The 23,151-nt window shown below is 42.5% G+C and carries 18 protein-coding genes; 6 read left to right on the top strand and 12 right to left on the bottom strand.

Translation table 11 applies throughout. The features are described 5' to 3' along the window. Positions 1–22: 22 nt before the first annotated feature. From deoC to OCV82_RS12680, 8 genes are all read right to left on the bottom strand, one after another. Entirely contained in the window at positions 23–913 is an 891-nt protein-coding gene (gene deoC, locus OCV82_RS12715) for a deoxyribose-phosphate aldolase (RefSeq protein ID WP_262543687.1), read from the bottom strand. A 71-nt stretch (positions 914–984) separates the two neighbouring features. After that, positions 985–1,305, bottom strand: coding sequence for a nucleotide pyrophosphohydrolase (locus OCV82_RS12710; protein ID WP_154044736.1), 321 nt, complete (start codon positions 1,303–1,305; stop codon positions 985–987). Between the two features lie 137 nt (positions 1,306–1,442). After that, a complete protein-coding gene (gene dtd / locus OCV82_RS12705; RefSeq protein WP_154044735.1) occupies positions 1,443–1,895 on the bottom strand; it encodes a D-aminoacyl-tRNA deacylase in 453 nt (150 codons plus the stop codon). 12 nt (positions 1,896–1,907) lie between these two features. After that, the gene (gene uvrC / locus OCV82_RS12700; RefSeq protein WP_154044734.1) at positions 1,908–3,734 is read right to left on the bottom strand and encodes an excinuclease ABC subunit UvrC; all 1,827 of its coding nucleotides are present in this window, start codon (positions 3,732–3,734) and stop codon (positions 1,908–1,910) included. Between the two features lie 17 nt (positions 3,735–3,751). After that, positions 3,752–4,276, bottom strand: a complete 525-nt coding sequence (locus tag OCV82_RS12695; RefSeq protein WP_154044733.1) for an adenine phosphoribosyltransferase — start codon at positions 4,274–4,276, stop codon at positions 3,752–3,754. A 130-nt stretch (positions 4,277–4,406) separates the two neighbouring features. Further along, positions 4,407–6,278, bottom strand: coding sequence for a tRNA uridine-5-carboxymethylaminomethyl(34) synthesis enzyme MnmG (gene mnmG, locus OCV82_RS12690; RefSeq protein ID WP_154044732.1), 1,872 nt, complete (start codon positions 6,276–6,278; stop codon positions 4,407–4,409). A 120-nt stretch (positions 6,279–6,398) separates the two neighbouring features. Further along, positions 6,399–6,821, bottom strand: a complete 423-nt coding sequence (gene ybeY, locus OCV82_RS12685) for an rRNA maturation RNase YbeY (protein WP_154044731.1) — start codon at positions 6,819–6,821, stop codon at positions 6,399–6,401. A gap of 22 nt (positions 6,822–6,843) precedes the next feature. After that, complete coding sequence (locus tag OCV82_RS12680) at positions 6,844–8,076, bottom strand: nucleoside recognition domain-containing protein (protein ID WP_154044730.1); 1,233 nt, start codon at positions 8,074–8,076, stop codon at positions 6,844–6,846. A 216-nt stretch (positions 8,077–8,292) separates the two neighbouring features. On the opposite strand from OCV82_RS12680, the gene OCV82_RS12675 reads away from it, so the two are divergent. Next, on the top strand, positions 8,293–9,354 hold the full coding sequence (locus OCV82_RS12675) for a DUF3810 domain-containing protein (protein WP_154044729.1): 1,062 nt from the start codon (positions 8,293–8,295) through the stop codon (positions 9,352–9,354). A gap of 186 nt (positions 9,355–9,540) precedes the next feature. On the opposite strand, the gene OCV82_RS12670 is transcribed toward OCV82_RS12675, so the two are convergent. The 3 genes from OCV82_RS12670 to OCV82_RS12660 form a co-directional block, all read right to left on the bottom strand. Next, the gene (locus OCV82_RS12670) at positions 9,541–10,890 is read right to left on the bottom strand and encodes a TolC family protein (protein ID WP_262543672.1); all 1,350 of its coding nucleotides are present in this window, start codon (positions 10,888–10,890) and stop codon (positions 9,541–9,543) included. A gap of 137 nt (positions 10,891–11,027) precedes the next feature. After that, positions 11,028–14,144 carry an efflux RND transporter permease subunit gene (locus OCV82_RS12665; protein ID WP_262543670.1) on the bottom strand — a complete coding sequence of 1,039 codons (3,117 nt, stop codon included), beginning with the start codon at positions 14,142–14,144 and terminating at the stop codon, positions 11,028–11,030. 20 nt (positions 14,145–14,164) lie between these two features. Beyond that, complete coding sequence (locus OCV82_RS12660) at positions 14,165–15,238, bottom strand: efflux RND transporter periplasmic adaptor subunit (RefSeq protein ID WP_154044728.1); 1,074 nt, start codon at positions 15,236–15,238, stop codon at positions 14,165–14,167. A gap of 174 nt (positions 15,239–15,412) precedes the next feature. On the opposite strand from OCV82_RS12660, the gene OCV82_RS12655 reads away from it, so the two are divergent. Together OCV82_RS12655 and OCV82_RS12650 are read left to right on the top strand one after the other, a co-directional pair. Further along, a complete protein-coding gene (locus OCV82_RS12655; RefSeq protein ID WP_154044727.1) occupies positions 15,413–16,324 on the top strand; it encodes a helix-turn-helix domain-containing protein in 912 nt (303 codons plus the stop codon). 129 nt (positions 16,325–16,453) lie between these two features. Next, positions 16,454–16,987, top strand: a complete 534-nt coding sequence (locus OCV82_RS12650; protein WP_154044726.1) for a hypothetical protein — start codon at positions 16,454–16,456, stop codon at positions 16,985–16,987. Positions 16,988–17,111: 124 nt separating this feature from the next. On the opposite strand, the gene OCV82_RS12645 is transcribed toward OCV82_RS12650, so the two are convergent. After that, entirely contained in the window at positions 17,112–19,220 is a 2,109-nt protein-coding gene (locus OCV82_RS12645; protein WP_154044725.1) for an HRDC domain-containing protein, read from the bottom strand. Between the two features lie 226 nt (positions 19,221–19,446). On the opposite strand from OCV82_RS12645, the gene OCV82_RS12640 reads away from it, so the two are divergent. The 3 genes from OCV82_RS12640 (at position 19,447) to coaD (ending at position 23,066) form a co-directional block, all read left to right on the top strand. After that, positions 19,447–20,580 carry an N-acetyltransferase gene (locus OCV82_RS12640; RefSeq protein ID WP_154044724.1) on the top strand — a complete coding sequence of 378 codons (1,134 nt, stop codon included), beginning with the start codon at positions 19,447–19,449 and terminating at the stop codon, positions 20,578–20,580. A gap of 87 nt (positions 20,581–20,667) precedes the next feature. Next, positions 20,668–22,608 carry a DNA topoisomerase IV subunit B gene (locus OCV82_RS12635; RefSeq protein ID WP_154044723.1) on the top strand — a complete coding sequence of 647 codons (1,941 nt, stop codon included), beginning with the start codon at positions 20,668–20,670 and terminating at the stop codon, positions 22,606–22,608. 5 nt (positions 22,609–22,613) lie between these two features. Further along, positions 22,614–23,066, top strand: coding sequence for a pantetheine-phosphate adenylyltransferase (gene coaD, locus OCV82_RS12630; protein ID WP_154044722.1), 453 nt, complete (start codon positions 22,614–22,616; stop codon positions 23,064–23,066). Positions 23,067–23,151 lie beyond the last annotated feature (85 nt).

The raw sequence follows: 23,151 nt of genomic DNA, 5'->3' as shown, positions 1-23,151 counted from the left end.
TCCTTTTTCGTTTTATGTAGATTTAGAAGAACTTGATGTCTTCACCTGTTATGTCCGAAAGTAAAAGGTTTGCAAGACGACTTGTTCCGAGGCGGAATAGTCCCTCGTACAGCCATTCTTCTCCAAGTACTTCTTTGGCTATTGTATAATATTTCAAGGCATCTTCCACTGTATTGATACCTCCGGCAGCTTTAAAACCAATCTTGATTCCTGTTTCAAGGAAATATTCCTTTATTGCCTTACACATTATAAAAGCAGCCTCTGGAGTTGCTCCTATGCTTTCCTTTCCGGTAGAAGTCTTGATGAAGTCAGCGCCTGCATACATCGCCAGGATAGAAGCTTTCTTTATGTTTGAAGCGCTTCCAAGTACTCCTGTCTCAAGTATTACTTTCAGTGGCTTTTCTCCACAAACAGCTTTCAGCTCCTCTATTTCGTCGCACATTCCCTCGTAATCTCCGCTAAGGAATTTGCCTACCGGCATAACGATATCTATCTCGTCGGCGCCTGCGTGTAAAGCCATGGCTGTTTCGGCTACTTTGACTTCGGTGAATGTCTGTGATGACGGGAAGCCTCCTGAAACGCATGCTATCTTGACGTCGTCCGCTTCCAGAGCGTCGTTCACAATTTCTGCCATATTAGGGTAAACACAGATTGCGGCAACGTTTTTCAGGTCAGGATATTTGTCAACAAACTCATTAACCTTCTCTGTGAATTTAAGTATGCTTTCTTCGCTGTCTGTACATTTCAGACTTGTAAGGTCTATGCAATTGAATAAAAATTTCTTTACATCTTTTGTATTGTTCTCATGAAGATATTTATTCAGAATATTATCCGTTGCATAAGTTATTTCATCGTCCTTTATGGCGGTGTTATACTTGCTCAGTGCCTCTGTGTATTTATCACTTGTAGGCATCTCATGTTCATGCTCGTGGTCATGTTCCTGTTCAAAATCGTAGATGTTTTCTTCGTTGTAACTCATAAGCATTATAGTTTTGGATTGTTTTTATGTCTGTCTTTATCTCTTGAAGTTTTCTTTTCGATGTTCTTCTTGAATGCTTCCGTAAGGTTCACGCCTGTCTGGTTTGCCAGGCAGAGCAGTACCCATAATACATCGGCCATTTCGTCTGCCGGATCCTGGTTTTCGCCTTCTTTGAACGACTGGTCGCCGTATTTTCTTGACATCACTCTGGCCAGTTCTCCAACCTCTTCGGTAAGAACTGCCATATTGGTAAGTTCGCTGAAGTATCTTACTCCGTATTCCTTTATCCAGTTGTCAACTGTTTTCTGGGCTTCATCAAGTGTCATATTTTTTGAGTTTTTTGGTTCTTGAGTTTTTGAGTTACTAGTTGACTAGTTGACAAGTTGACGAGGTTACCATCCGGATGAAGAGCCTTGTCAACTTGTAACTGAAGCCTTGTAACTGTAGCCTTGTTAACTAAAATTCATTCCTTATTTTTAGAGTCGATTAAAATAGTAACAGGACCGTTGTTAAGCAGCTCTACTTTCATGTCTGCTCCGAATTCACCTGTGCCAACTTCTTTACCCAATGCCTTGCTTACTTCGCTGCAGAAGTATTCATAGAGTGGGATAGCGGTCTCATGTCCGGCAGCTCTGATGTACGACGGTCTGTTTCCTTTCTTTGTAGAAGCCATAAGAGTGAATTGGCTTACGATTAGAATCTCACCGTTTATGTCCATGATAGATTTGTTCATCACTCCGTTTTCATCGTCGAACACTCTCAGTCCGATAACCTTTTTGCACAGCCAGTCGGCATCCTCTTTAGTGTCGGCTTCCTCTATACCTACAAGTAACATGAAACCTTCCTTTATTGCCGATTTGCACACGCCGTTTATGGTTACCGATGCATGGCTTACTCTCTGTATAACTAGTCTCATATTCTGATAAAATTATTCCTTGTTTAATTCCTCTTTTACGGCCTTTGCAGAGGCTTCTCCTACAACTTTGGATAATTCCTCTATGCTGGCTTCCTTTATTCGTCTGACGCTCTTAAAAGCCTTCAGAAGCGCCGTTTTCTTTTTCTCTCCGATACCCTTGATGTTGTCCAGTGCCGATGCTATCTGACTCTTGCTTCTCTTATCGCGATGGAAGGTGATGGCAAATCTGTGCACTTCGTCCTGAATGTTTTCAAGCAGATGGAATAGGGGAGTTCCCTGTTTTATTCCTATGGTTTGCGGTGGAAATCCGGCAAGCACTTCCGATGTCCTGTGGCGGTTGTCTTTTGCCAGTCCCACGATTGGGATGTTGAGGTGAAGCTCATCTTCTATTACCTGTCTTACAACTTCCATCTGTCCTTTTCCACCATCTGTCAGAATAACGTCCGGCAGTTCGCCCTGCTCGTCCAAAATACGTGTATATCTTCGTCTCACCACTTCCTGCATCGAAGCATAATCGTCCGGACCTTCTACTGTTTTTATTATATATTTTCTATAGTCTTTTTTGCTTGGTTTCGCTTTCTTGAAAACTACGCAAGCTGCTACGGCGTCAGAGCCCTGAATGTTGGAGTTGTCGAAACATTCTATATGTACAGGCATTTTCTCCAGGTGAAGCTGTTCCTGAATCTCCTTCATCAGTCTTACACTCCTCTGCTCCGGATTAAGCTTTTCTGCCTGCTTCAGGCGATCTACTTTATACTGTTTTACGTTCAGGATAGACAGTTCCAAAAGATGTTTTTTGTCGCCTCTTTGCGGCACTGTAAATGTTACTCCGTTCATTTCCATATCCAGTTCAAAGGGAACTATTATCTCTTTCGATTGGCTTTGGTATCTTTCGCGCATCTCCACAATACCCAACTGGAGCAGTTCCTCTTTCGTCTCGTTCATCCGCACTTTATATTCGAATGTGAAAGCCTGGTTTATGCATCCGTTCGTGATGTGCAGATAGTTGATATATGCCACTCCCTCGTCAGTTTCTATAGAGAATACATCGATGTTGTGAAGTACTGAACTTACCACCTCGCTCTTTGATCTGTAGCTTTCCACCAGGTCGTATTTCAGCTTTATCTTATGCGCTTCTTCAAACTTAAGTTCGCTTGCCAGCTTCTGCATCTCGTCCATCAGCATGTCGCTTATGATTCGTGTATTGCCTTTCAGAATCTCTTTTATTTCGGCTATCTGCTTCATGTATTCTTCGTGGCTTTGAAGTCCTATACATGGCCCTTTGCAGTTCTTGATATGATATTCCAGGCAAACCTTGAATTTCCCTTGCGATATATTTTCCGGTGTAAGTGCCAGATGACAGGTGCGCAGATTATAGAGTTTCTTTATAAGCTCCAATACTGCCATCATTGAAGGAACATGGCTGTAAGGACCGAAGTATGTACCTTCTTTTCTGATTATCTTCCGTGTCTTGAAAACACGTGGAAAATACTCGTTGCTGATGCAGATAGAAGGGTAGCTCTTGTCGTCTTTAAGCAGGACGTTGTATCGTGGCTTATATTTTTTGATCAGGTTATTTTCCAGCAATAATGCATCCTCCTCTGAGTTTACCACGATGTATTTTATATCCGCAATCTTGCTTACCAGAATCCTTGTCTTTGCCGATTGGTGCTCCTTTGCAAAATACGAATATACGCGTCTTTTCAAGTTCTTTGCCTTGCCCACATAGATGATAGTACCTTCGGTGTTCAGGTATTGATAAATCCCCGGACTGTCCGGAAGGTTCAAGACAATTCCCTTAAGATAATCGCTGGTTTTAAGTTCCTCTTTCGAATCCATTATTGCTGAAAAAATATTTAGAGTTCAAGTATCGTTGTGACATCAACATCGGAAGGGAAAGCCTTTCTTCCGTTAAGGTCTTTCAACTCTATAACGAAGTTGATATATGTTTCTTTTGCTCCGGCTTTCTTAACCAGTCTGTGTGTAGCTGCCATAGTTCCGCCTGTGGCAAGAAGATCGTCGTGAAGTAATACCACATCGTCTTCGCTGATGGCATCCTTATGAAGTTGGATAGTGTCAGTTCCGTATTCCTTTTCGTAAGTCTCTTCAATTACTTCTGCCGGAAGTTTTCCCGGCTTGCGGGCCATGATAAAACCGGCTCCAAGTCTTGCAGCCAGAGCACCGCCAAGGATGAATCCTCTTGACTCGATTCCTACTATTTTAGTGATGCCTTTGTCCTTATACATTTCATACAGCTCGTCTATCAGACCGCTAAGACACTCGCTGTTTTTGAATAGGGTAGTGACGTCATAGAACAGAATTCCCGGCTTTGGGAAGTCTGGAATCTCACGGAGGTTCTTTCTTAAAGTTTCTTTGTTCATTGGTTTTGATTTTATTTGTTCAAGCCTTAAAGTTTTACGTTAACCATACTTTAAACTTTAATGCGTTTTCCTTTATTTACAGTGATTTACGGGTAATCCTTAAACAAATTGTTTCACGTGAAACATCGTTTTATCGTCCCATGAGAACAAGTAGCACATTGATGTCGCTAGGAGATATACCAGGTATTCGGCTTGCCTGTGCCAGTGTTTCAGGGTCTATCTTCTTTAGCTTCTGTCTTGCCTCGGTTGACAGTGACTGGAGGGTATCATAGTCGAACTTGCCTTTTATCTTGATTGACTCCAGACGGTGTATCTTGTCGGCTATCATTTTCTCACGGTCTATGTATCCTTTGTACTTAATCTGTACTTCGGCCGCCTCTATAATTTCTTCCTTGCGGTCTTCTATTCTGTCGAGAACAGCCTTGAATGCCGGAACAAGAGGAGCTATGTTTTCTATCGTAATTTGCGGACGGCTTATCAGGTCTATTAGCTTACATCCGTGAACCAGTCTTGCAGTTCCTAATGCTTCCAGACCATCGTTTATCTTGTCGGCCTTGATAGAGTAGGTCTTGGTGAATTCCACTATCTTCTCTATTTCTTCACGCTTCTTGCAGAGGATGTCGTATCTGTCCTGTTTTGCAAGCCCTAGCTTGTATGCTTTTTCTGTAAGTCTGAAGTCGGCATCATCCTGTCTCAGCAAGATTCTGTATTCTGCTCTTGAAGTAAACATACGGTAAGGTTCGTCCACACCTTTTGTCACAAGGTCGTCTATCAGAACGCCGATATAAGCTTCGTCTCTTCCCAATACGAAAGGCTCTCCGCCATGACAGTTGATATGAGCGTTTATACCTGCAATGATACCCTGACCGCCTGCTTCCTCGTAACCTGTAGTACCGTTCACCTGACCTGCAAAGAACAGGTTCTTGACAATCTTCGATTCGAGTGTATGCTTGAGTTGGGTAGGGTCGAAGTAGTCGTATTCTATGGCATATCCCGAGCGGTAAAGCACCACATCCTTAAAGCAAGGAATCTTCTTCAAAGCCTCAAGCTGGATGTCCATAGGTAGGGAAGAGGAGAACCCGTTGAGGTAAAGTTCCTGTGTAGTTTCTCCTTCCGGTTCCAGAAAAAGCTGGTGCTGCGGTTTGTCCGGGAAAGTTACGATTTTCGTTTCTATACTTGGGCAGTAGCGCGGACCGATACTCTGGATTTGTCCGTTGTAAAGAGGGGAGTCCGCCAGTCCGTTCCTCAGTGTGGCATGAACCTCTTCGTTAGTAAAACAAGTCCAGCACTGAAGTTGTTTAAGCTCTCTTGGTTTGCTGATGAATGAGAATCTATGGAAATCATTCTCGCCGTCCTGAGGCTCCATGAGATCGAAGTGTACGCTTCTTGCGTCTATTCTCACCGGAGTACCCGTTTTCATTCTTCCGGCAGTGATGCCATGTCTGGTTATAGACTCAGTAAGATGATAAGAAGCAGGTTCTGCGCAACGTCCTCCGGCGAGCATCTTGCGTCCTATGTGCATAAGTCCGTTGAGGAATGTACCTGCAGTGAGAACAATACATTTCGCATAGAATGTCACGCCCCAGCAAGTGGTCAGACCAGTTACTTCCCCGTTCTCTATTATAAGTTCTTCCACTGTGTCCTGCCATATATGCAGGTTAGGAATGTTCTCAAGAATCTCTCTCCATGCCCAGATAAATTTGCCTCTGTCGCACTGCGCGCGAGGGCTCCACATGGCAGGACCTTTTGAACGGTTCAGCATTCGGAACTGTATGGCAGTCTTGTCTGTCACCAACCCCATGTATCCTCCCAATGCGTCAATTTCTCTTACTATCTGTCCCTTTGCAATACCACCTACCGCAGGGTTGCAACTCATCTGTGCAATCTTGTTCATGTCCATTGTTATCAGACATGTCTTGGATCCAAGATTGGCTGCTGCCGCAGCAGCTTCACAACCTGCATGACCGGCACCGATTACAATAACGTCGTACTTAAATTCCATTGAATTATGATGTTTATTACTGGTTGCAAAATTAGTGAAAATTATCGTTGTTTTTCCCCCTTGCAAATATCATTTAACAAAGTAGGGCGAGAAATTCCCGCCCCACTACTTTTGTTCTAATTATTTCATTTCCTTAAGCATATCCAGTGCCTTGTTCTCTGCCGCTTCCATTATCTCTCTTTCTCCCGGTCCCTTGTCGTTTATTCCGCATAGGTGCAGGATTCCGTGGATAATCACTCGGTGCAATTCCGTATCGTATTCCGCTCCGAACTGTTCGGCATTCGTTCTTACAGTGTCAAGGCTTATGAACAGGTCGCCTGATATTCGCTTGCCTTCACAATAGTCGAATGTGATGATGTCAGTGTAATAATCATGTTGCAGATACTGTCTGTTCACTTCCAGGATTTTCTCGTCCGAGCAGAAGATGTAGGCAATCTCTCCCACGCGCAAACCGTACGAGGCGGCTACGGCTTTTATCCATTCTGTAGTTTCTCTCTTTTTGATGTCGGGCATTTCAACCCCGTCTGTCTGATAAGTAATCATACGTTATATAAGTTTTAGTTTTTTATCCGAAGAAAAGATAGCATATAAATATGGCTGAAATTATTCCTGCCAAGTCAGCCAATAGTCCGCAAGGAACAGCATGTCTTGTCTTGCTTATTCCTACACTTCCGAAGTAAACGGCGAGGATATAGAAAGTGGTATCTGTAGAGCCTTGGAAGATACAAGCCATACGTCCTACGAATGAATCTGCACCGTATGTTGTCATTGCATCAACCATCAGTCCGCGTGCCCCGCTTCCGCTCAGTGGCTTCATAATTGCTGTAGGCAGTGCCGCCACAAACTCGCTGTCTATTCCGCACCAGCCAACCAATGTGGCTACTCCGTTGATGATATAATCCATGCTTCCCGAAGCGCGGAACACCCCTATCGCTACAAGTATCGCTACCAGATATGGTATGATTCTTACAGCTGTGGTGAATCCTTCTTTCGCACCGTCAACAAATGCATCGTAAACATTGACCTTCTTGCGTATCCCGGCAAGTATAAAGCCGATAATAATCAGGAACAGGAATACATTTGCAGTCGTGGTGGAATATATGTCAATCATCTCTCTTGAAAGCGTGGTGAAGAAGTATATTATACCTGCTATGAACAGGCTGGCTCCACCTAAGAACAGCAGTATAGTTCTGTTCAGAAGATTTATTTTCTGATAAACGCTTACAGCGATAATTCCTGCCAAGGTTGAAAAGAACGTAGCAAGCAGTATCGGTACGAATACATCTGTAGGCTGTGCGGCTCCAAGTTGCGCTCTGTAAACCATTATGCTTATTGGAATAATGGTAAGTCCGGAGGTATTCAGTACAAGGAACATTATCATCGGATTGCTGGCAGTATCCTTTTTTGTGTTCAGTTCCTGAAGTCCTTCCATAGCTTTCAGTCCTAACGGAGTGGCGGCATTGTCCAGTCCCAGCATATTGGCTGCAAGGTTCATGAATATACTTCCTGTCACAGGATGTCCTTTCGGTATATCGGGAAACAGCTTTGTGAACAGCGGACTCAGTACTCTTGAGAACATATTAATTACTCCCCCCAGTTCCCCTATTTTCATAATTCCAAGCCATAAAGACAACACCCCTGTCAGTCCCAGTGAGATGTCGAACGCTGTCTTAGCTGAGTCAAAAGTCGAATTGATGATAGCCGGAAAAACGCCTGTGTCGCCCATAAAGACCAGTCTTACTGCTGCCACTACGAATGCGATAAGGAAAAATGCTATCCAGATGTAGTTCAATACCATAAATCGTTTATCGTTTTTTTGGATTATAAATCAGTTAGAAAAATCTTTTACAAAAATAAGTATTTTAATCAGAAAAAGATAATTTTGCCGTCACTTAAACTTAATAATTAAAAAGTTGACAAGGCTTCAGTTACAAGTTGACAAGGTTCTATATCCGGATGGCAACCTCGTTAACTTGTCAACTCGTCAACTTGTAACCTAAAAACTCAAAAATATATGTTCAAGTTTAAATATTTACGTTGGACCCTGCTCATGCTGCTCTTTCTGTTTGTAATTCTCTCGTCGCTGAATGTAGGTGTCGCAGAGTTTTATTCACGTAGTATTTATCCGTCATTGTCATATGTGCTTTCTGCATTATCATCCGTTGTGCCGTTTTCTCTTGATGAGATAGGCGTCTTACTGGTGATAATGTCAGTCGTAGTATTTCCGTTTGTATGGCGGATACGCAGAAAACTGAAATGGAAAACGGTTCTATTGCGTGAGGCAGAAATACTTTTATGGATATACGTGTGGTTTTATATCGGTTGGGGAATAAACTATTATCGTGAAAGTTTTTTCACAAGGGCCGGTGTCTCTCCTGCTAAATACGATGAACAGCGTTTTAAAGATTTTCTGTATTCATATACCGACAGTCTGAACAGTTACTGTTGCAATATTGATACTGTATCTGCGGAGCATGTTCATGAAGAGATAAAATTATCTTACAAAAAAGTATCTGATGTCTATGGGCTCACCACTCCCCGTTCGTTTCAGCATCCAAAGGCACTACTTTTCAATTCCCTTTATTCCGGTTCCGGTGTTCTCGGATTTATGGGACCGTTCTTTGCCGAGTCGCATATCAATATGCAGATTACTCCGTTGGAGTATCCATTTACATACGCTCACGAACTTTCCCATCTTTTGGGAATAAGCAGCGAGGCGGAAGCAAATCTTTGGGCGTATCAGACTTGTCTTCTTTCTTCCGATGCTGAGATTAAGTACAGTGGTTATTTCGGTCTCTTTCCATATGTGCTGATGAATGCGCGAGGTCTGTTGAATGAAGAGGATTATAAAAACTGGATTTCCGGTGTCCGGCCGGAAGTGATAAAACAGTATAAGGAGAAGCGCATGCATTGGTCCTCTCTCTATAGTCCGTTGCTTGGCGAAATTCAGTCGGCAATGTATGAAATCTATCTGAAGGGTAACAGAATTTCGTCCGGACAGAAAAATTATGCCGAGGTTATCGGTCTTTTGTTGTCGTTGCCCGATGAAGGTATAAAAATGCTTGCTGAGAATTGAAAAAATCGGGTATCTGTACGTGATGACTCTGATTTTTTAATTCTCGCAAGCCTGTCAATAACTGTATTATATACTATTTTATAGCATTCTGTTAATAAAATATTCGTAATACAGCACTATGTGTAACATAAGTATAAAGATTGTTTGTGTGTGGCTGTCTTTTTGATATTATTTATTTGAAAATAATTATTGATAATCCGGAGAGAAATTCTGATTTAGCCTTCCGGTTGCCCTTAAATACTCGGTTTCATAAATTTTATACTGTGTTTGTGCTTCGATGAGATTGCTTTTTGCCTGTTTCCACTGTGACTGTGCATCTAGCAAGTCTGTAAGCAGTGCCATCGAAACATTGTATTTGTTATTGGTTACTCTCAAATTCTCCTCCGCCTGTTTAAGTCCAACTTCTGCCGTCCTGATAAGTTGGTAACCGTCGTAAACATTTTTCAGAGCGCTTTGAGCTTCCAAAGTCATAAGCCGTGAGTTCCTGCTTAATTCCAGTTCTGCATTCTTGAAATCAAGCTTTGCCTTTTTTACTTTCTTCAGATTAGCGCCCCACTCGAATATCGGAATTTTCACTGACAGCATTACAGCCCCTAACCCATCGCGGAATTCCTGTGAGTACGGCACCATGGTTCCGTTGCCTGCGTCAACCATACTGTTAAGCTTGATATTGCCGTAATATGTATATCCTGCTACAAGTCCTATTGTTGGCAGCATGTTTGCGCGCGACATCTGTATCTGCTTTTGAGTGGCATCCATCTGATGTTTGAGCAGATTGAGCTCCGGTCGTCCGTTAATATCCGCTGTCAGAAGTCCAGGCTCATTAACGTGTATCGTCGTGTCAGTAAGCTCAAGTTCTGCATTTGAGTCAATGCCGGTAATTCTGCATAGCGACATGCGGCATAAGTCCTCTCCGTTCTTTGCCTTCTGTATCTGGTATAAAATGTCACTCCTGCTTGCCTCTATCCTCAGAAGCTCATTCTCTGTGCTTAGCCCTGCCCCAACAGCGGTTTTCACTTGAGAATACAGCGAATCCATCTGTTCTTTATAACTGTCCAGCATTTTTACCTTTTGTCTGACGGCAATCAGTGTCCAGTAAGCATTGTCGGCTTCTACCAGCACGTCCATCATTGTCATCCTTTTCTGTTCGGCTGCTATAGACTCTCCCAGTTTTGAGAGTTTCTTTCCTGTCATTATCTTTCCTCCTGCGTATAGTGGTTGAGTAAGGGTTATTCCTGCCATATACATTCCCCGCATTCTGAGATCCATACCCATCATGTCCATATCCGGAAATACGTATGTTCCGGTGCCTGAAGCCTCGATTTTCGGAAGGAAAACCGAAGTTGCTATTTTATTGTCCAGTTGCGACTGCTGGTATTTATGTTCTGCCTGTTGCAGGGATTCGCTTTGTGATAAAGCCATTTCCCGGCATGAAACCAGGCTTAGCTTTATTGTTTCCTGTGCTTTTACGTTTATATTCTGGATAAACATAAAAGCAGTTGTTGTAAATAATATTTGAAAAAACCTGTATCTCATATATGTGTGAGTTTTTGAGTTTGAAAGTTTATTAGTTACAAGTTGACGAGTTGACAAGTCAACGAGGTTGCCATCCGGATATAGAATCTTGTCAACTTGTAACTGAAGCCTTGTTACCTGCTATAAGACCTTGTTACCTATATTTTTCTGATATTGAAAAGTACCGTATAGAAGATAGGCAACAATATCAATGTGATAAGTGTACCTACTGCCAGTCCTCCCATTATGGTGATAGCCATAGAGCTGTACATCGGGTCGGTAATGAGAGGTATCATGCCTACTATTGTGGTAAGTGATGCCATCAATACCGGGCGGACTCTGGAGACGGTAGCTTCGATTACTGCTGTATATGGTATTTTCTTTTCTTCTGTCTGCAGTCTGTTAATTTCGTCCACAAGTACAATCGCATTCTTGACCATCATACCTATCAGCCCCATCATACCTATAATTGCCATAAATGTCATAGGCTGGTTTGTTATCAATAATGAAGGAACGATACCGCAAAATACGAACGGGAAACATATCAGAATGAGTATAACCTTTTTCCAGCTGTTGAACAGCAACAGAAGTATGGCAAGGATTATGAAGATAGTAATAGGTACATATTTCATTAGGTTGTTGATGGCTTCTCCCTGTACTTCTCCTTCGCCTACCCATCTCATGCTGTATCCTGCCGGTAAGTCAATGCCTTCAATCTCCTCTTTTATTGATTCCACTACTTTTGCCGGTGTGGCTTCGTCAATTTCTGAGTTTGGGTCACATTCTGCCTCAATAACCCTTTGTCCGTTTAGGCGCATAACGATATCTTCATCCCATTCCATTGTTATTCCTTCAGCGACACGGCTTAGAGGTGTGGCGCGGAATATCTTATCTTGCAGCTCGCTCATCCCTTTTCCTCCAGCAATGGCAGAGTTAAGTTCGTCGTTAGACATATGAAGGTTCATCATGCTCCATACAGGAATATCGTTCAAATCGTATATACGGCTTCCGTCTTCGTTTCTTACAAGCATGTTTACCACGATAGTCTTGTCTTTATCATTTATTGCTCCTACCGGCATTCCGTCTGTGGCAGCCATAAGGGCATTGGCAATATCACTTCTTCCTACTCCTGAACGCAGCGCATCCTGTTGTAAATATTTTGTGATGTACGATTTGCCGTATGGCTTCCAGTTGTTTTGTACGGAATACGGGTCAACATACTCGCATTTTCTCATTATATCCTCTGCCTTGCAGCTCAATTCTTTCAGTACGGCAGGGTCCGGACCGGCAAATTCCACCTCTACAGTGTGTGACGTAGAGATTGAGAAATTATACTTCCTGCAGCGTATGTATGCGTCAGGATATTTTTCTCTCAATTCACGTCTTACTTCGGGTATCTGTTTTACTACTGTATTATAGTCTTTGCAGTCGATAATAAGCTCGCCGTAGCAGTCGCCTCCAGAGGTCATCGGTCTGACAAGACAATAATGTGCAGGTGCGCTTCCCTGACTGACAGCAATTCTTTCTATATCCTTGCGTTCGGACAATAGATTGCTCATCTCCAGAAGTTTGTTCCGTACCACATCCGGATTGGTGGCAGAAGGGAAAAAGCATTCCACTACATACTGTTTATAGTCGAAATCAGGGAAAAACAGATTCTTGACTTTGCTCATTCCTGCAAAACACAATATAAGTATTGCGAATGCAACTCCTATGGCCGTTTTTTTATAGTTAATAAGCCGTGATATGGTGTTACGTACGAACTTGTGTACCGGTGAGTTCATTACCGTTTCATTGTTGTTTCCTGAGTTTTTTCCCCTTATCGGCAACCATGTCTTTGCACATACCGGAACCTGCACAAGAGCCAGTATCCAGCTTGCCAGAAGACTTACACATAATACCAGGAACAGATCGCCTGAATACTCTCCTGCCGAGTCGGGCGACAGATAGACACAAAGGAATGTGGATGCAGCAATAATTGTGGCACCAAGCAGCGGCATAGCAGTGTTCTGCCCTATTCTGTAGAGGTAGTTCTTTGGCGCAAATCCGCGTTTCTTATCTATAAGGATACCGTCCATTATAACCACGGCATTGTCCACAAGCATACCCATAGCCACGATGAATGCTCCCAATGATATTCGTTGCAGCGTGGTTCCGCATACCAACAGTATAGGGAAAGATACGGCAACCGTAAGTATCAGACCAAATCCGATAATAAGACCACTACGGAATCCCATAGTGAATATCAGTACCAGTATTACTATGGCTACTGATTCTACCAGATTCCACATAAATGAAGAAATGGCATCCTCCACTTTATCAGGCTGGAAAAATATCTTCTCAGTGTTCATTCCCGCCGGGATATTCTTCATTACTTCATCAAGACGCTTATCGACAGCCTTTCCTACGTCAGGTACTATGGCCGACGATTCCATTGCTATACAGATTGCGAGCGCCGGTTTGCCGTTGACGAAGAAACCGTTCCTTTGAGGCTCGGAGTATGTCCTTTCTATTTTGGCTATATCTCCTAATCTTAAAGTTTTACCGTCTGTGGTCTGTATCAGAAGATTCTTGATGTCGTTTTCATCCTTGCTTTCGGAATCCACATAAATAGGAATAAGTTCGTTTCCACTCTGATATTTTCCGGCATTTACTGTCTTGAAAGCTCCCTGCAAAGTGGACATGATTTGTGTAGGTATAACTCCGTTTCTTGAAATCTGTTCCTTTGAAAGAGTGATATTTATTACCTCGTCACGGTTTCCTACAATATTTATTCGCTTCACGCCTTTTACGCCGGACAGTTCACGCTTTATCATTTGGGCATATTTGTACATTTCAGGATAATCATATCCGTCGGCGGTAAATGCGTAGAAGATACCGTAAACGTCCATCATGTCGTCTATCACTATAGGGTCATAACATCCCTGTGGAAGTCTGGAGGATGCATCGTTCACCTTGCGGCGCAGCAGGTCGAAATGCTGTTCCAGATTTTTGGTAAGGACGGTCATTTGGAATTCCACCGTAAACATTGCCATTCCGTTTCTGCATTCGGTCTTTATCTTGTTTACATCAGGCAGTGCCCGCAATTCCTCTTCCATCATCAGAGCCACTTTAAGCTCCGTTTCGTGTGCGCTCGCTCCAGGATATGGTACTATAACCATAGCCTGTTTTGCTGAGACTGCCGGGTCTTCAAGTTTTGGCATCTGAATGAAAGAAAGTATTCCGGCAATTATTATAGCTGTTACGAACGACCAGAATTGCATTGGCCGTTTCATAAAGTATTCTGTAATTCTTATCATATCAGTCCTCCGACATTACTTTTTTCAGGTTGTTCTATGACTGTTACTTTCTCTCCTTCCTGTAGTGAGTTTACACCTGCACGTACAATCTTTTCTGTTCCGTCAAGGCCTTTTGTTACTGCAACCTGTTCTCCTGAAAAGTTATTATCAATGGTTATAATTCTTTTCTCTATTGTGGAATCCTCTTTCAGTACCCATACACATGAGTTGTCACTGCTCTTGAATATCGAACAGGCAGGAATATTAAATCCATCCTTACTGTCATTCCCTTTATTTATAGTCAGACGTACCTCAATGTTCATTCCGGGAGTAATCTGTTTTTCCGGTTTCTCTCTGAATTTCAGAATTAACTGATATAACTGGTTTCCGTCGGCTTTCGGTGACAGGCTTAAAAAGTCCATGGGATATGTTTGAGATTCTTTTCCCGATGAAACCGTACAGTCATAACCTGTTACATTATTTATAACTTTGTATATACTTGACGGCAAATCCGTTTTTACTTCCAAATGCGAAACGTCGAGGAAAGTAAACATCGCTGTACCGGCATCGACCATTTCTGCCGGTGAGAAATTTACCGACTGTATATATCCGTCTGCCGGTGCATACAGTCTGGTATATTCCAGCTTGTTTTTGTTTACCTGCAGCTGCACTCCAAGCTGTCTGAGTCCGGCAGATGCCTTTTCATAATCATTTGCAGAAACACTTTTCTGTTCAAACAGCTTTCTGGTTCTTGCTACTTCGTCTTTCAGCTGATTATATTGTATCTGCAGTGCCTCTACCCCGAGTTTATAATCCTCGTCATCAAGTTCGGCTAGCAACTCTCCTTTTTTTACGTACTTACCTTCTTCTACGTGAATGCGTTTTATTTGTCCTGCTGTCTTGAATCCAAGGCTGATTTCGTGTGCTTCACGTACTATTCCTGAATAACTTTTTGTAATGGTTTTACACGATGGTGTAGGACTTGTCACCTCCACGCTATGAACAGGTAAAGATGTTTTTTTATGTTCACCGCATGAGCAAAGCAGACATAGCAGTAATGCCGGCAGACATAGTAATTTTTTCCTTTTCATTCTCAATATGCTTTTTATGTTTATAATATGCTCTTTTATAATGCAAAATTGAGTATTTATTTATATTATTGTATTATCAAAAAGAATAGCAAATTGGTCTAAAGGATTGATATAATATGTATAACTGTTTATTTTATATATATTTGTTCTTCCAAAGGTATAATATGATTTATAATGAAAGAAGAGAACGTTATTTTGAACCTGAATTTGAGTGATCTGTCGAAACAGCCCGGAGCACAGCACATTGACAACAAACTGATACTGATAGATAATTTTGATTATTCGGAAAATGAGAAACATGTTAGAGGATTGTCTTTCGTAAACTATCCTATGAAATTATCTTTTACAATAGCTATTCTCATAGTGTCGGGAGGTATCAATGTCAAAATCAATCTCGAGGATTTTGAAGCGCGTGAGGGTGATGCCATTACGGTCTTTAAAGGAAATATAGGCGAATTCTGTAGTATGCTACCGGATACACGCATGGCTGTAATAGCTTTTTCCGATGATTTTTTCAATGTGGTGAAAAATATTGACACGGCACTTTCCATACAGCAGCATATTTATACCAATCCGGTGTTGCATCTTGACAGAGGATTCATTGATGAGGCTTTGGATATATACAAAAGGATGAAATCGAAACTGGCTGAGACCGATAATTTATTTCGTGAAGGTGCTTTGCACGGCTACACCCAGGTATTGATGTATAACTCCTATAATTATTTCACTAAAATGAAAAATAACGTGGAAGACTCTTCAGAGTACAATAGAAATCAGGAGATTTACAAACGCTTTATGCAAGCTGTGCAGAAGAATTATATGCAGGAGCGCAGTATAACATATTATGCCGATTTATTATGTATCTCTCCGAAATACCTTTCACAGGTAATAAAGAATGTTACCGGAAGGCTTGCCGGTGAGTGGATAAGAGACTATGTGATACTTGAGGCTAAAGCATTGTTGAAAAGTAATAAATATACTGTGCAGCAGGTATGTGATATGCTGAATTTTGCCAATCAGTCTTTTTTCGGAAAATATTTCAAAAAGAGAACCGGAATGTCCCCTAAGGCTTATATGAAAAGTTAACATATTTGCAGTTTACCACTATATTCATACCGTTTGCCATCATTCGTAGTAGTATCTGTTTTTCATCAATATATAATCATTAATTTTGTATCAGACAATTGAAAGTTGAACATCTAATTTTATACGATTATGAAAACAAGATTAATGACATTGGTAGTAATGATGGCTGTTTCAATAAGCAGCTTTAGTGTAATGGCACAGAACGCTCAAGATGTACCTGCACAAAGACGTGTAAAACAGAAACCTACACCAGAGCAGATGATGGACCGACATGTAAAGATGATGGAGAAGAAACTTGTTATGGATGATGCAACTGCTGCAAAGTTCACTCCGCTCTACAAGGAATATCTTCAGGCCATGAAGGATTGTCGTCCAGTTGTGAACAAGGATGTAAAAAAAGCGGAAATGACAGATGCCGAAATAGAAAAAGCTATTCAGGACAGATTCGATGCAAGACAGAAAGCATTGGATGTGCAGAAAAAGTATTTCAAGAAGTTCAAGGAAGTGCTAAATGCAAAACAATTGCAGAAAGTGTTTCAGCAGCCATGTATGGATGGAAAGATGAAACCTGGTATGAGAGATCATAAAATGATGAAGCATGGTGATAAACCTGGATGTATGAATCGTCCTGACTGTGACAAGTGTCCTATGCAGGCTAAATAATTTTTTTTCATAATATAACTTAGAAAAAGATCCTGTCAATCAAATATAGTGGTGACAGGATTTTTTTTGATATGAAGGTGCGTTTTCTCCAAAAAAAACATCTGTTTTTGGTGCGTTTTCCCTGTTATCTGTATTTCTCCAATATCTCCATAATATCCTTGCCATATTTCTCCACAGTCTTCTTGCCGATACATTTGACGCGGAGAAGTTCGCGCTCATTCTTTGGCATTAGGTTGGACAGGCCGATAATGGCTTTTTGCTGGAGCACTGTATATGCCGGCAGTCCTTGGTCGGCAGCCTCTTTTCTGCGCCATTCCACCAGTGCACGATACAGTTCCATATTTCCGATGTCGCTGCTTTCAAACGGAATTTTCTTTTCTGTTTTTTCACGTTTTTTGCTTGCTGTGGCTTTTGTCTCTTCCATACTTAGTATGGCACGTTTGCGAAGAAAATCCTGTACGTGGAAACCTTTGTCGTGTACATGCTCCATAAGGGCACACTTTATTCTTACTGCATCCGTCAGTTCTTCGAATGCCGTTTCTATTCTTTTCCTAATTTCCTTGTTGTCCGATGTTATGTCCGTACTGTCCAGCAAGTCCTGAAGTGGCCTGAGCATCTCGGCAAAATATTGTGATGCGCTGTATATGCGGTCCTGAAGCGCTTTGTCCGTCTCGCAGTCGGAGGCCAGTGCGGTCATACGCGTGTATTGGTTTTCGAATTTGGAACTAACTTCCGTTATAGACTGTTTGAAACGCTCGGCTTCATTCTTATACATTTCAAGCTGTTTTGGGTATGTCCTGTACAGATGTTCGTCTATAAGCCTGATATAATGGTTGAGTGATATTTCCATCTGTCTGAATCCGAATAGCTGTTTCAGCAGGTCAGTGAAATACGCTCTTTGCATGGCAGAACATTGCTCCATGGTAGGAGTGGTTTTGCGTTGTTCGTCGGTAAACGAATCTATCACCCTGTCGCTTATTACGGCTCCGGCAGAGATTGGCGAGCTGAGTACCAGACCTTCAAGAGTACGGCATCGGCTCAGTGCGACATATGCCTGACCGTGTGCAAAGGATGATGAAACATCTATTATGGCCTTGTCGAATGTAAGTCCCTGACTCTTGTGGACTGTTATCGCCCATGCCAGTTTCAGAGGATACTGTTTGAATGTGCCTTCCACCTCTTCCACTATCTCTTTTGTCTCTTCATCCAGTGTGTATTTTGCATTCGCCCATTCGGCTTCTTCAAGATTGACCTTGGTTCCGGTTTCGTTTACAGTCACTTCTATTCCTTCATTCGAAATATTTGTAATGAGGCCTATAGTTCCGTTGGCATAACGGTGCATACCCGATATGTCGTTCTTCACGAACATCACCTGTGCACCTTTCTTCAACTCCAGTTCAAGTTCGGTGGGGTATGAATAGTCCGGAAAATTTCCCTCTATGGTAGCTTTGAACTTATAGCTGCGTGTAGGCAGTTCGTCCAGCTTTCTTTGGTTTATCTGCTGTGCCTGCACATTATGTGTAGTGAGGCGGATATATCCATCGTCATTATTAGGATTGAAGCCGGGTATATATCTGCTGTTCAGCTCTTTTATGTCATTGGCCGTACAGCGGTTTTCCCTTATGGCATTCAGCAAAGAGAGGAAGTGGGCATCACTTTGTCGATATACTTTCTTTAGTTCTATGGTGCAGAATGAAGTTTCTCTGAGCGCATGGCTTGAGAAGAAATACGGCGAGTCGTAGTATTCCGAAAGCATCTGCCACTCGTCGTTCTTGGCTACGGGTGGAAGCTGCTGTATGTCTCCAATCAGGAGAAGTTGCACTCCTCCGAACGGCTTGCTGTTTCGTCTGAAGCGTCGGAGCACATCGTCTATGGCATCCAGAAGGTCGGCACGAACCATACTTATCTCGTCTATCACAAGCAGGTCGATACTTCGCATGATATTCAGCTTCTCCTTTCCGAAGCGGAAACGGTATTTGGCATCACCTCCGAAAGCAGTTCCCGGAATGTACGGTGCAAAAGGAAGTTGGAAGAAAGAGTGTATAGTCATTCCTCCTGCATTGATTGCGGCTATACCGGTAGGTGCAAGGATAATCATTCTCTTGGGAGATTCTTTTACCAGTGTCCTCAGGAATGTGGTTTTACCTGTACCGGCTTTTCCTGTCAGGAATATGTTTGTACCTGTCTGTGCTATCAGTGTATTGGCGAGTTCGAGTTCCGGATTTGTATTCATGTGCTATTCGCTTTAATTAAAGTCTATATGGCAAATATAGTCTATTTGTTTATTTCACAAACCGATAAAATTCATTTTTATTTTATCTATAAATATAACTTGTAATTATATAGACGAACCATATTGCTAATTTCTTATTTCGGGTAAATCCCTTATTTTTACCGTAACAGTCATGAAATAAGCACAAAAAATATTAACTTTACGCCGAAATTTCAATTTAACAAAAATGGCCATTATCATTAAGAAAGTCAGGACGAAGAAAGATTTTCGCACTTTCATTCGTCTCAATTATGAATTATACAAAAACAATCCTTATTCCGTACCTGATTTGTACGACGACATGGTGAACACTCTAAGCAAGGACAAGAATGCCGCATTCGAGTTCTGTGAGGCTGAATATTTCCTTGCATTTAAGGATGACAAACCGGTGGGTCGTGTAGCAGCCATTATCAATAACCGTGCCAACGAGACATGGAACAAGAAAGAGGTACGTTTCGGTTGGATTGACTTTATCGACGACGCGGAGGTGTCGAAAGCTCTTATCGATGAAGTGGAAAAATGGGGCAAGGAAAGAGGTATGGAATATATGGTAGGTCCGCTTGGATTTACAGATATGGATCCTGAAGGAATGCTTATAGAGGGATTCGACCAGCTGAGTACCATGGCAACTATATATAATTACCCATATTATCCTGTCCATATTGAGAAACTTGGTTTCGAAAAGGAAGCAGACTGGGTGGAATTCAAGCTTAAGGTGCCTGAAAAACTTCCTGAAAAGTTTGTACGTATATCAGAAATAATTCTTCAGAAATATAATCTCAAGATCAAGAAGCTCACACGTAAGGAACTGAATGAGAAAAATTACGGTCAGAGAATATTCGATCTTATCAACGAGGCTTATGCTCCGCTTTATGGCTTCTCAAAGATGACTCAGGGACAGATAGACCAGTACATAAAGATGTATCTGCCTGTGATAGACCTGCGTATGGTATCGCTTGTGGAAGATGCTCAAGGTGAGCTGGTGGCAGTAGGTATATCAATGCCTTCATTGTCTGTAGCTCTTCAGAAAGCTAAGGGAAAGATGCTGCCTTTCGGATGGTGGCACTTGCTTAAAGCCTTGTTTATCAAGAAACCTAAGATACTTGATTTGCTGCTCGTAGGAGTGAAGCAGGAATATCAGAGCAAGGGTGTGAACGCGCTGCTGTTCTACGATCTTGTACCGGTATATAAGGAAATGGGATTCGAATACGGAGAAAGTAATCCTGAACTGGAAGACAATAAGAAAGTACAGTCGCAGTGGAGTGCATTCGAACCTGTACAGCACAAGCGTCGTCGCGCTTATAAGAGAAAAATAAATTGATACAGTTGACAAGTTGACTAGGTACTAGATACTAGGGGAACCTGGTCAACTGGTAACTCGTCAACTAGTAACTAAAATAAAAATACAATGGATGAACTGAATCAGAATATTAATGCTTCGGAACCTCAGGTGTCATATACGGAAGAGAACATCCGTCACTTGAGCGACATGGAACATGTGCGTACCCGTCCGGGTATGTACATCGGACGTCTGGGCGACGGCTCGCAGGCGGAAGACGGTATATATGTGTTGCTCAAGGAAGTGGTGGACAACAGTATTGACGAATTCAAGATGGGGGTAGGAAAGCGTATCGACATCACTCTGGAAGATAATCTCAGAGTGTCAGTGCGCGACTATGGCCGTGGTATCCCTTTGGGAAGCCTTGTGGATGCAGTGTCCATGTTGAATACCGGAGGTAAATACGATACTAAGGCTTTCAAGAAGAGTGTCGGACTTAACGGTGTGGGTGCTAAGGCAGTGAATGCACTGAGTGTGAAATTCATTGCACGAAGCGTACGCGACGGACAGATGCGCGAGGCAATTTTCGAAAGGGGGGAACTGGTGAGTGATACCACTTCGACTACTGACGAGGAGAACGGTACGTTTATCTTCTTCGAACCGGACAATACACTGTTCCTGAACTATCATTTCCGTCCGGAGTTTATCGAAACGATGCTCCGCAACTATACTTACCTCAATACGGGACTGTCTATCTATTACAACGGACGACGTATCGTCAGCCGTAACGGACTTGAGGATTTGCTGAACGACAATATGACTGCACAAGGTATATATCCTATAGTGCATATCACAGGCGAGGACATCGAAATAGCATTCACTCACAGCCCTCAATATGGCGAGGAGTATTATTCTTTCGTCAACGGACAGCACACCACTCAGGGAGGTACGCATCAGAGCGCGTTCAAGGAACATATAGCACGCACCATAAAGGAATTCTATGGCAAAAACCTTGAATTTCAGGACATACGTAACGGTCTGGTGGCTGCCATCGCGATAAACGTGATAGAACCTACATTCGAAAGCCAGACAAAAATCAAGCTCGGTTCGCTTACTATGGCTCCTGAGAAAGATTCTGACGGCAATCCTTATCCGCTTTCGGGAGTGAGTGTGAATAAGTTTGTTGGCGATTTCATAAAGGAAAATGTAGATAACTATCTCCACAAGCATCCTGATGTGGCAGAAATATTGCTGCAGAAGATACAGGAATCGGAGAAAGAAAGAAAAGCCATTGCCGGAGTGACAAAGATAGCACGCGAAAGGGCAAAGAAGGCAAATCTGCATAACCGTAAGCTGCGCGACTGCCGCATACATCTGAATGATGTGAAGTCCGGCAAGAAGGATGAAGAAAAAGACCCGCGTCTGGACAGTGCCATATTTATCACCGAGGGTGACTCTGCCAGTGGCTCAATAACAAAGAGCCGCGATGTGAATACACAGGCTGTCTTCAGTTTGCGTGGTAAACCGCTCAATTCTTTCGGACTAACCAAGAAGGTGGTTTATGAAAACGAGGAATTCAATCTCCTTCAGGCTGCACTCAACATCGAGGACGGTCTGGACGGACTTAGATATAATAAGGTGATTGTGGCTACCGATGCCGATGTCGATGGTATGCACATACGCCTGCTTATGATAACATTCTTCCTGCAGTTCTTCCCCGATCTGATAAAGAAAGGTCACGTGTATATACTTCAGACTCCTTTGTTCCGTGTGAGAAACAGGAAGAAAGGTACATACGTTACACGATACTGTTACACCGACGAGGAACGACTTGCCGCTATTGATGAACTAGGACCTAATCCGGAAATAACCCGATTCAAAGGTCTGGGAGAAATATCTCCTGATGAGTTCCGCAACTTTATCGGCGAGGATATGCGTCTGGAGCAGGTAACCCTGAGAAAGACTGATGCCGTGAAGGAACTCCTGGAATTCTATATGGGAAAGAACACCATGGAGAGACAGAACTTCATCATTGAAAATCTGGTGGTAGAGGAAGACGTAAATTTATAGATTAAATGAAAAAAGCAATATTCCCCGGTACTTTCGACCCGTTTACTATCGGACACTTCTCGGTAGTGAAACGTGCTCTTACCTTTATGGACGAGGTGGTGATAGGTATCGGTATAAACGACAGCAAGCGCACATGGTTTCCTACAGAGAAACGTGTGGAGATGATAAGCAAGCTCTATGCAGACGAACCTAGAATAAAGGTAGCTGCATATTCCGGTCTGACAATAGACTTTGCCCGCGAGTGTGGCGCGCAGTTTATAGTGCGCGGCATACGTACAGTGCGCGATTTTGAATACGAGGAAACCATTGCCGACATTAACCGCAAGATGGCAGGCATAGAAACTATTCTGCTGTTTACCGAGCCGGAACTGACTTCGGTAAGCTCTACTATCGTGCGCGAACTTCTCCAGTTCGGCAAGGATGTAAGTCCTTTCTTGCCGGAAAGTATGAAACTTTAATCTTACTTTATCTACCTGGGAATACAGTAAAAAGGAGTTATACTTAATCTGCTGATTTTCAGGTATGTTAAAGATGCTGCAGATA

Origin of the sequence: Bacteroides cellulolyticus (genome assembly GCF_025567135.1) — a bacterium.
Lineage (GTDB): Bacteria > Bacteroidota > Bacteroidia > Bacteroidales > Bacteroidaceae > Phocaeicola > Phocaeicola cellulolyticus.
Note: the sequence above shows the minus strand (reverse complement) of the source record. Positions and strands in the feature narration are given on the sequence as shown.

Bases quoted from the DNA above. Each gene is read 5' to 3' on its own strand.
- deoC (WP_262543687.1), bottom strand. From the start codon at position 913: ATGCCTACAAGTGATAAATACACAGAGGCACTGAGCAAGTATAACACC.
- OCV82_RS12710 (WP_154044736.1), bottom strand. From the start codon at position 1,305: ATGACACTTGATGAAGCCCAGAAAACAGTTGACAACTGGATAAAGGAA.
- dtd (WP_154044735.1), bottom strand. From the start codon at position 1,895: ATGAGACTAGTTATACAGAGAGTAAGCCATGCATCGGTAACCATAAAC.
- uvrC (WP_154044734.1), bottom strand. From the start codon at position 3,734: ATGGATTCGAAAGAGGAACTTAAAACCAGCGATTATCTTAAGGGAATT.
- OCV82_RS12695 (WP_154044733.1), bottom strand. From the start codon at position 4,276: ATGAACAAAGAAACTTTAAGAAAGAACCTCCGTGAGATTCCAGACTTC.
- mnmG (WP_154044732.1), bottom strand. From the start codon at position 6,278: ATGGAATTTAAGTACGACGTTATTGTAATCGGTGCCGGTCATGCAGGT.
- ybeY (WP_154044731.1), bottom strand. From the start codon at position 6,821: ATGATTACTTATCAGACAGACGGGGTTGAAATGCCCGACATCAAAAAG.
- OCV82_RS12680 (WP_154044730.1), bottom strand. From the start codon at position 8,076: ATGGTATTGAACTACATCTGGATAGCATTTTTCCTTATCGCATTCGTA.
- OCV82_RS12675 (WP_154044729.1), top strand. From the start codon at position 8,293: ATGTTCAAGTTTAAATATTTACGTTGGACCCTGCTCATGCTGCTCTTT.
- OCV82_RS12670 (WP_262543672.1), bottom strand. From the start codon at position 10,890: ATGAGATACAGGTTTTTTCAAATATTATTTACAACAACTGCTTTTATG.
- OCV82_RS12665 (WP_262543670.1), bottom strand. From the start codon at position 14,144: ATGAAACGGCCAATGCAATTCTGGTCGTTCGTAACAGCTATAATAATT.
- OCV82_RS12660 (WP_154044728.1), bottom strand. From the start codon at position 15,238: ATGAAAAGGAAAAAATTACTATGTCTGCCGGCATTACTGCTATGTCTG.
- OCV82_RS12655 (WP_154044727.1), top strand. From the start codon at position 15,413: ATGAAAGAAGAGAACGTTATTTTGAACCTGAATTTGAGTGATCTGTCG.
- OCV82_RS12650 (WP_154044726.1), top strand. From the start codon at position 16,454: ATGAAAACAAGATTAATGACATTGGTAGTAATGATGGCTGTTTCAATA.
- OCV82_RS12645 (WP_154044725.1), bottom strand. From the start codon at position 19,220: ATGAATACAAATCCGGAACTCGAACTCGCCAATACACTGATAGCACAG.
- OCV82_RS12640 (WP_154044724.1), top strand. From the start codon at position 19,447: ATGGCCATTATCATTAAGAAAGTCAGGACGAAGAAAGATTTTCGCACT.
- OCV82_RS12635 (WP_154044723.1), top strand. From the start codon at position 20,668: ATGGATGAACTGAATCAGAATATTAATGCTTCGGAACCTCAGGTGTCA.
- coaD (WP_154044722.1), top strand. From the start codon at position 22,614: ATGAAAAAAGCAATATTCCCCGGTACTTTCGACCCGTTTACTATCGGA.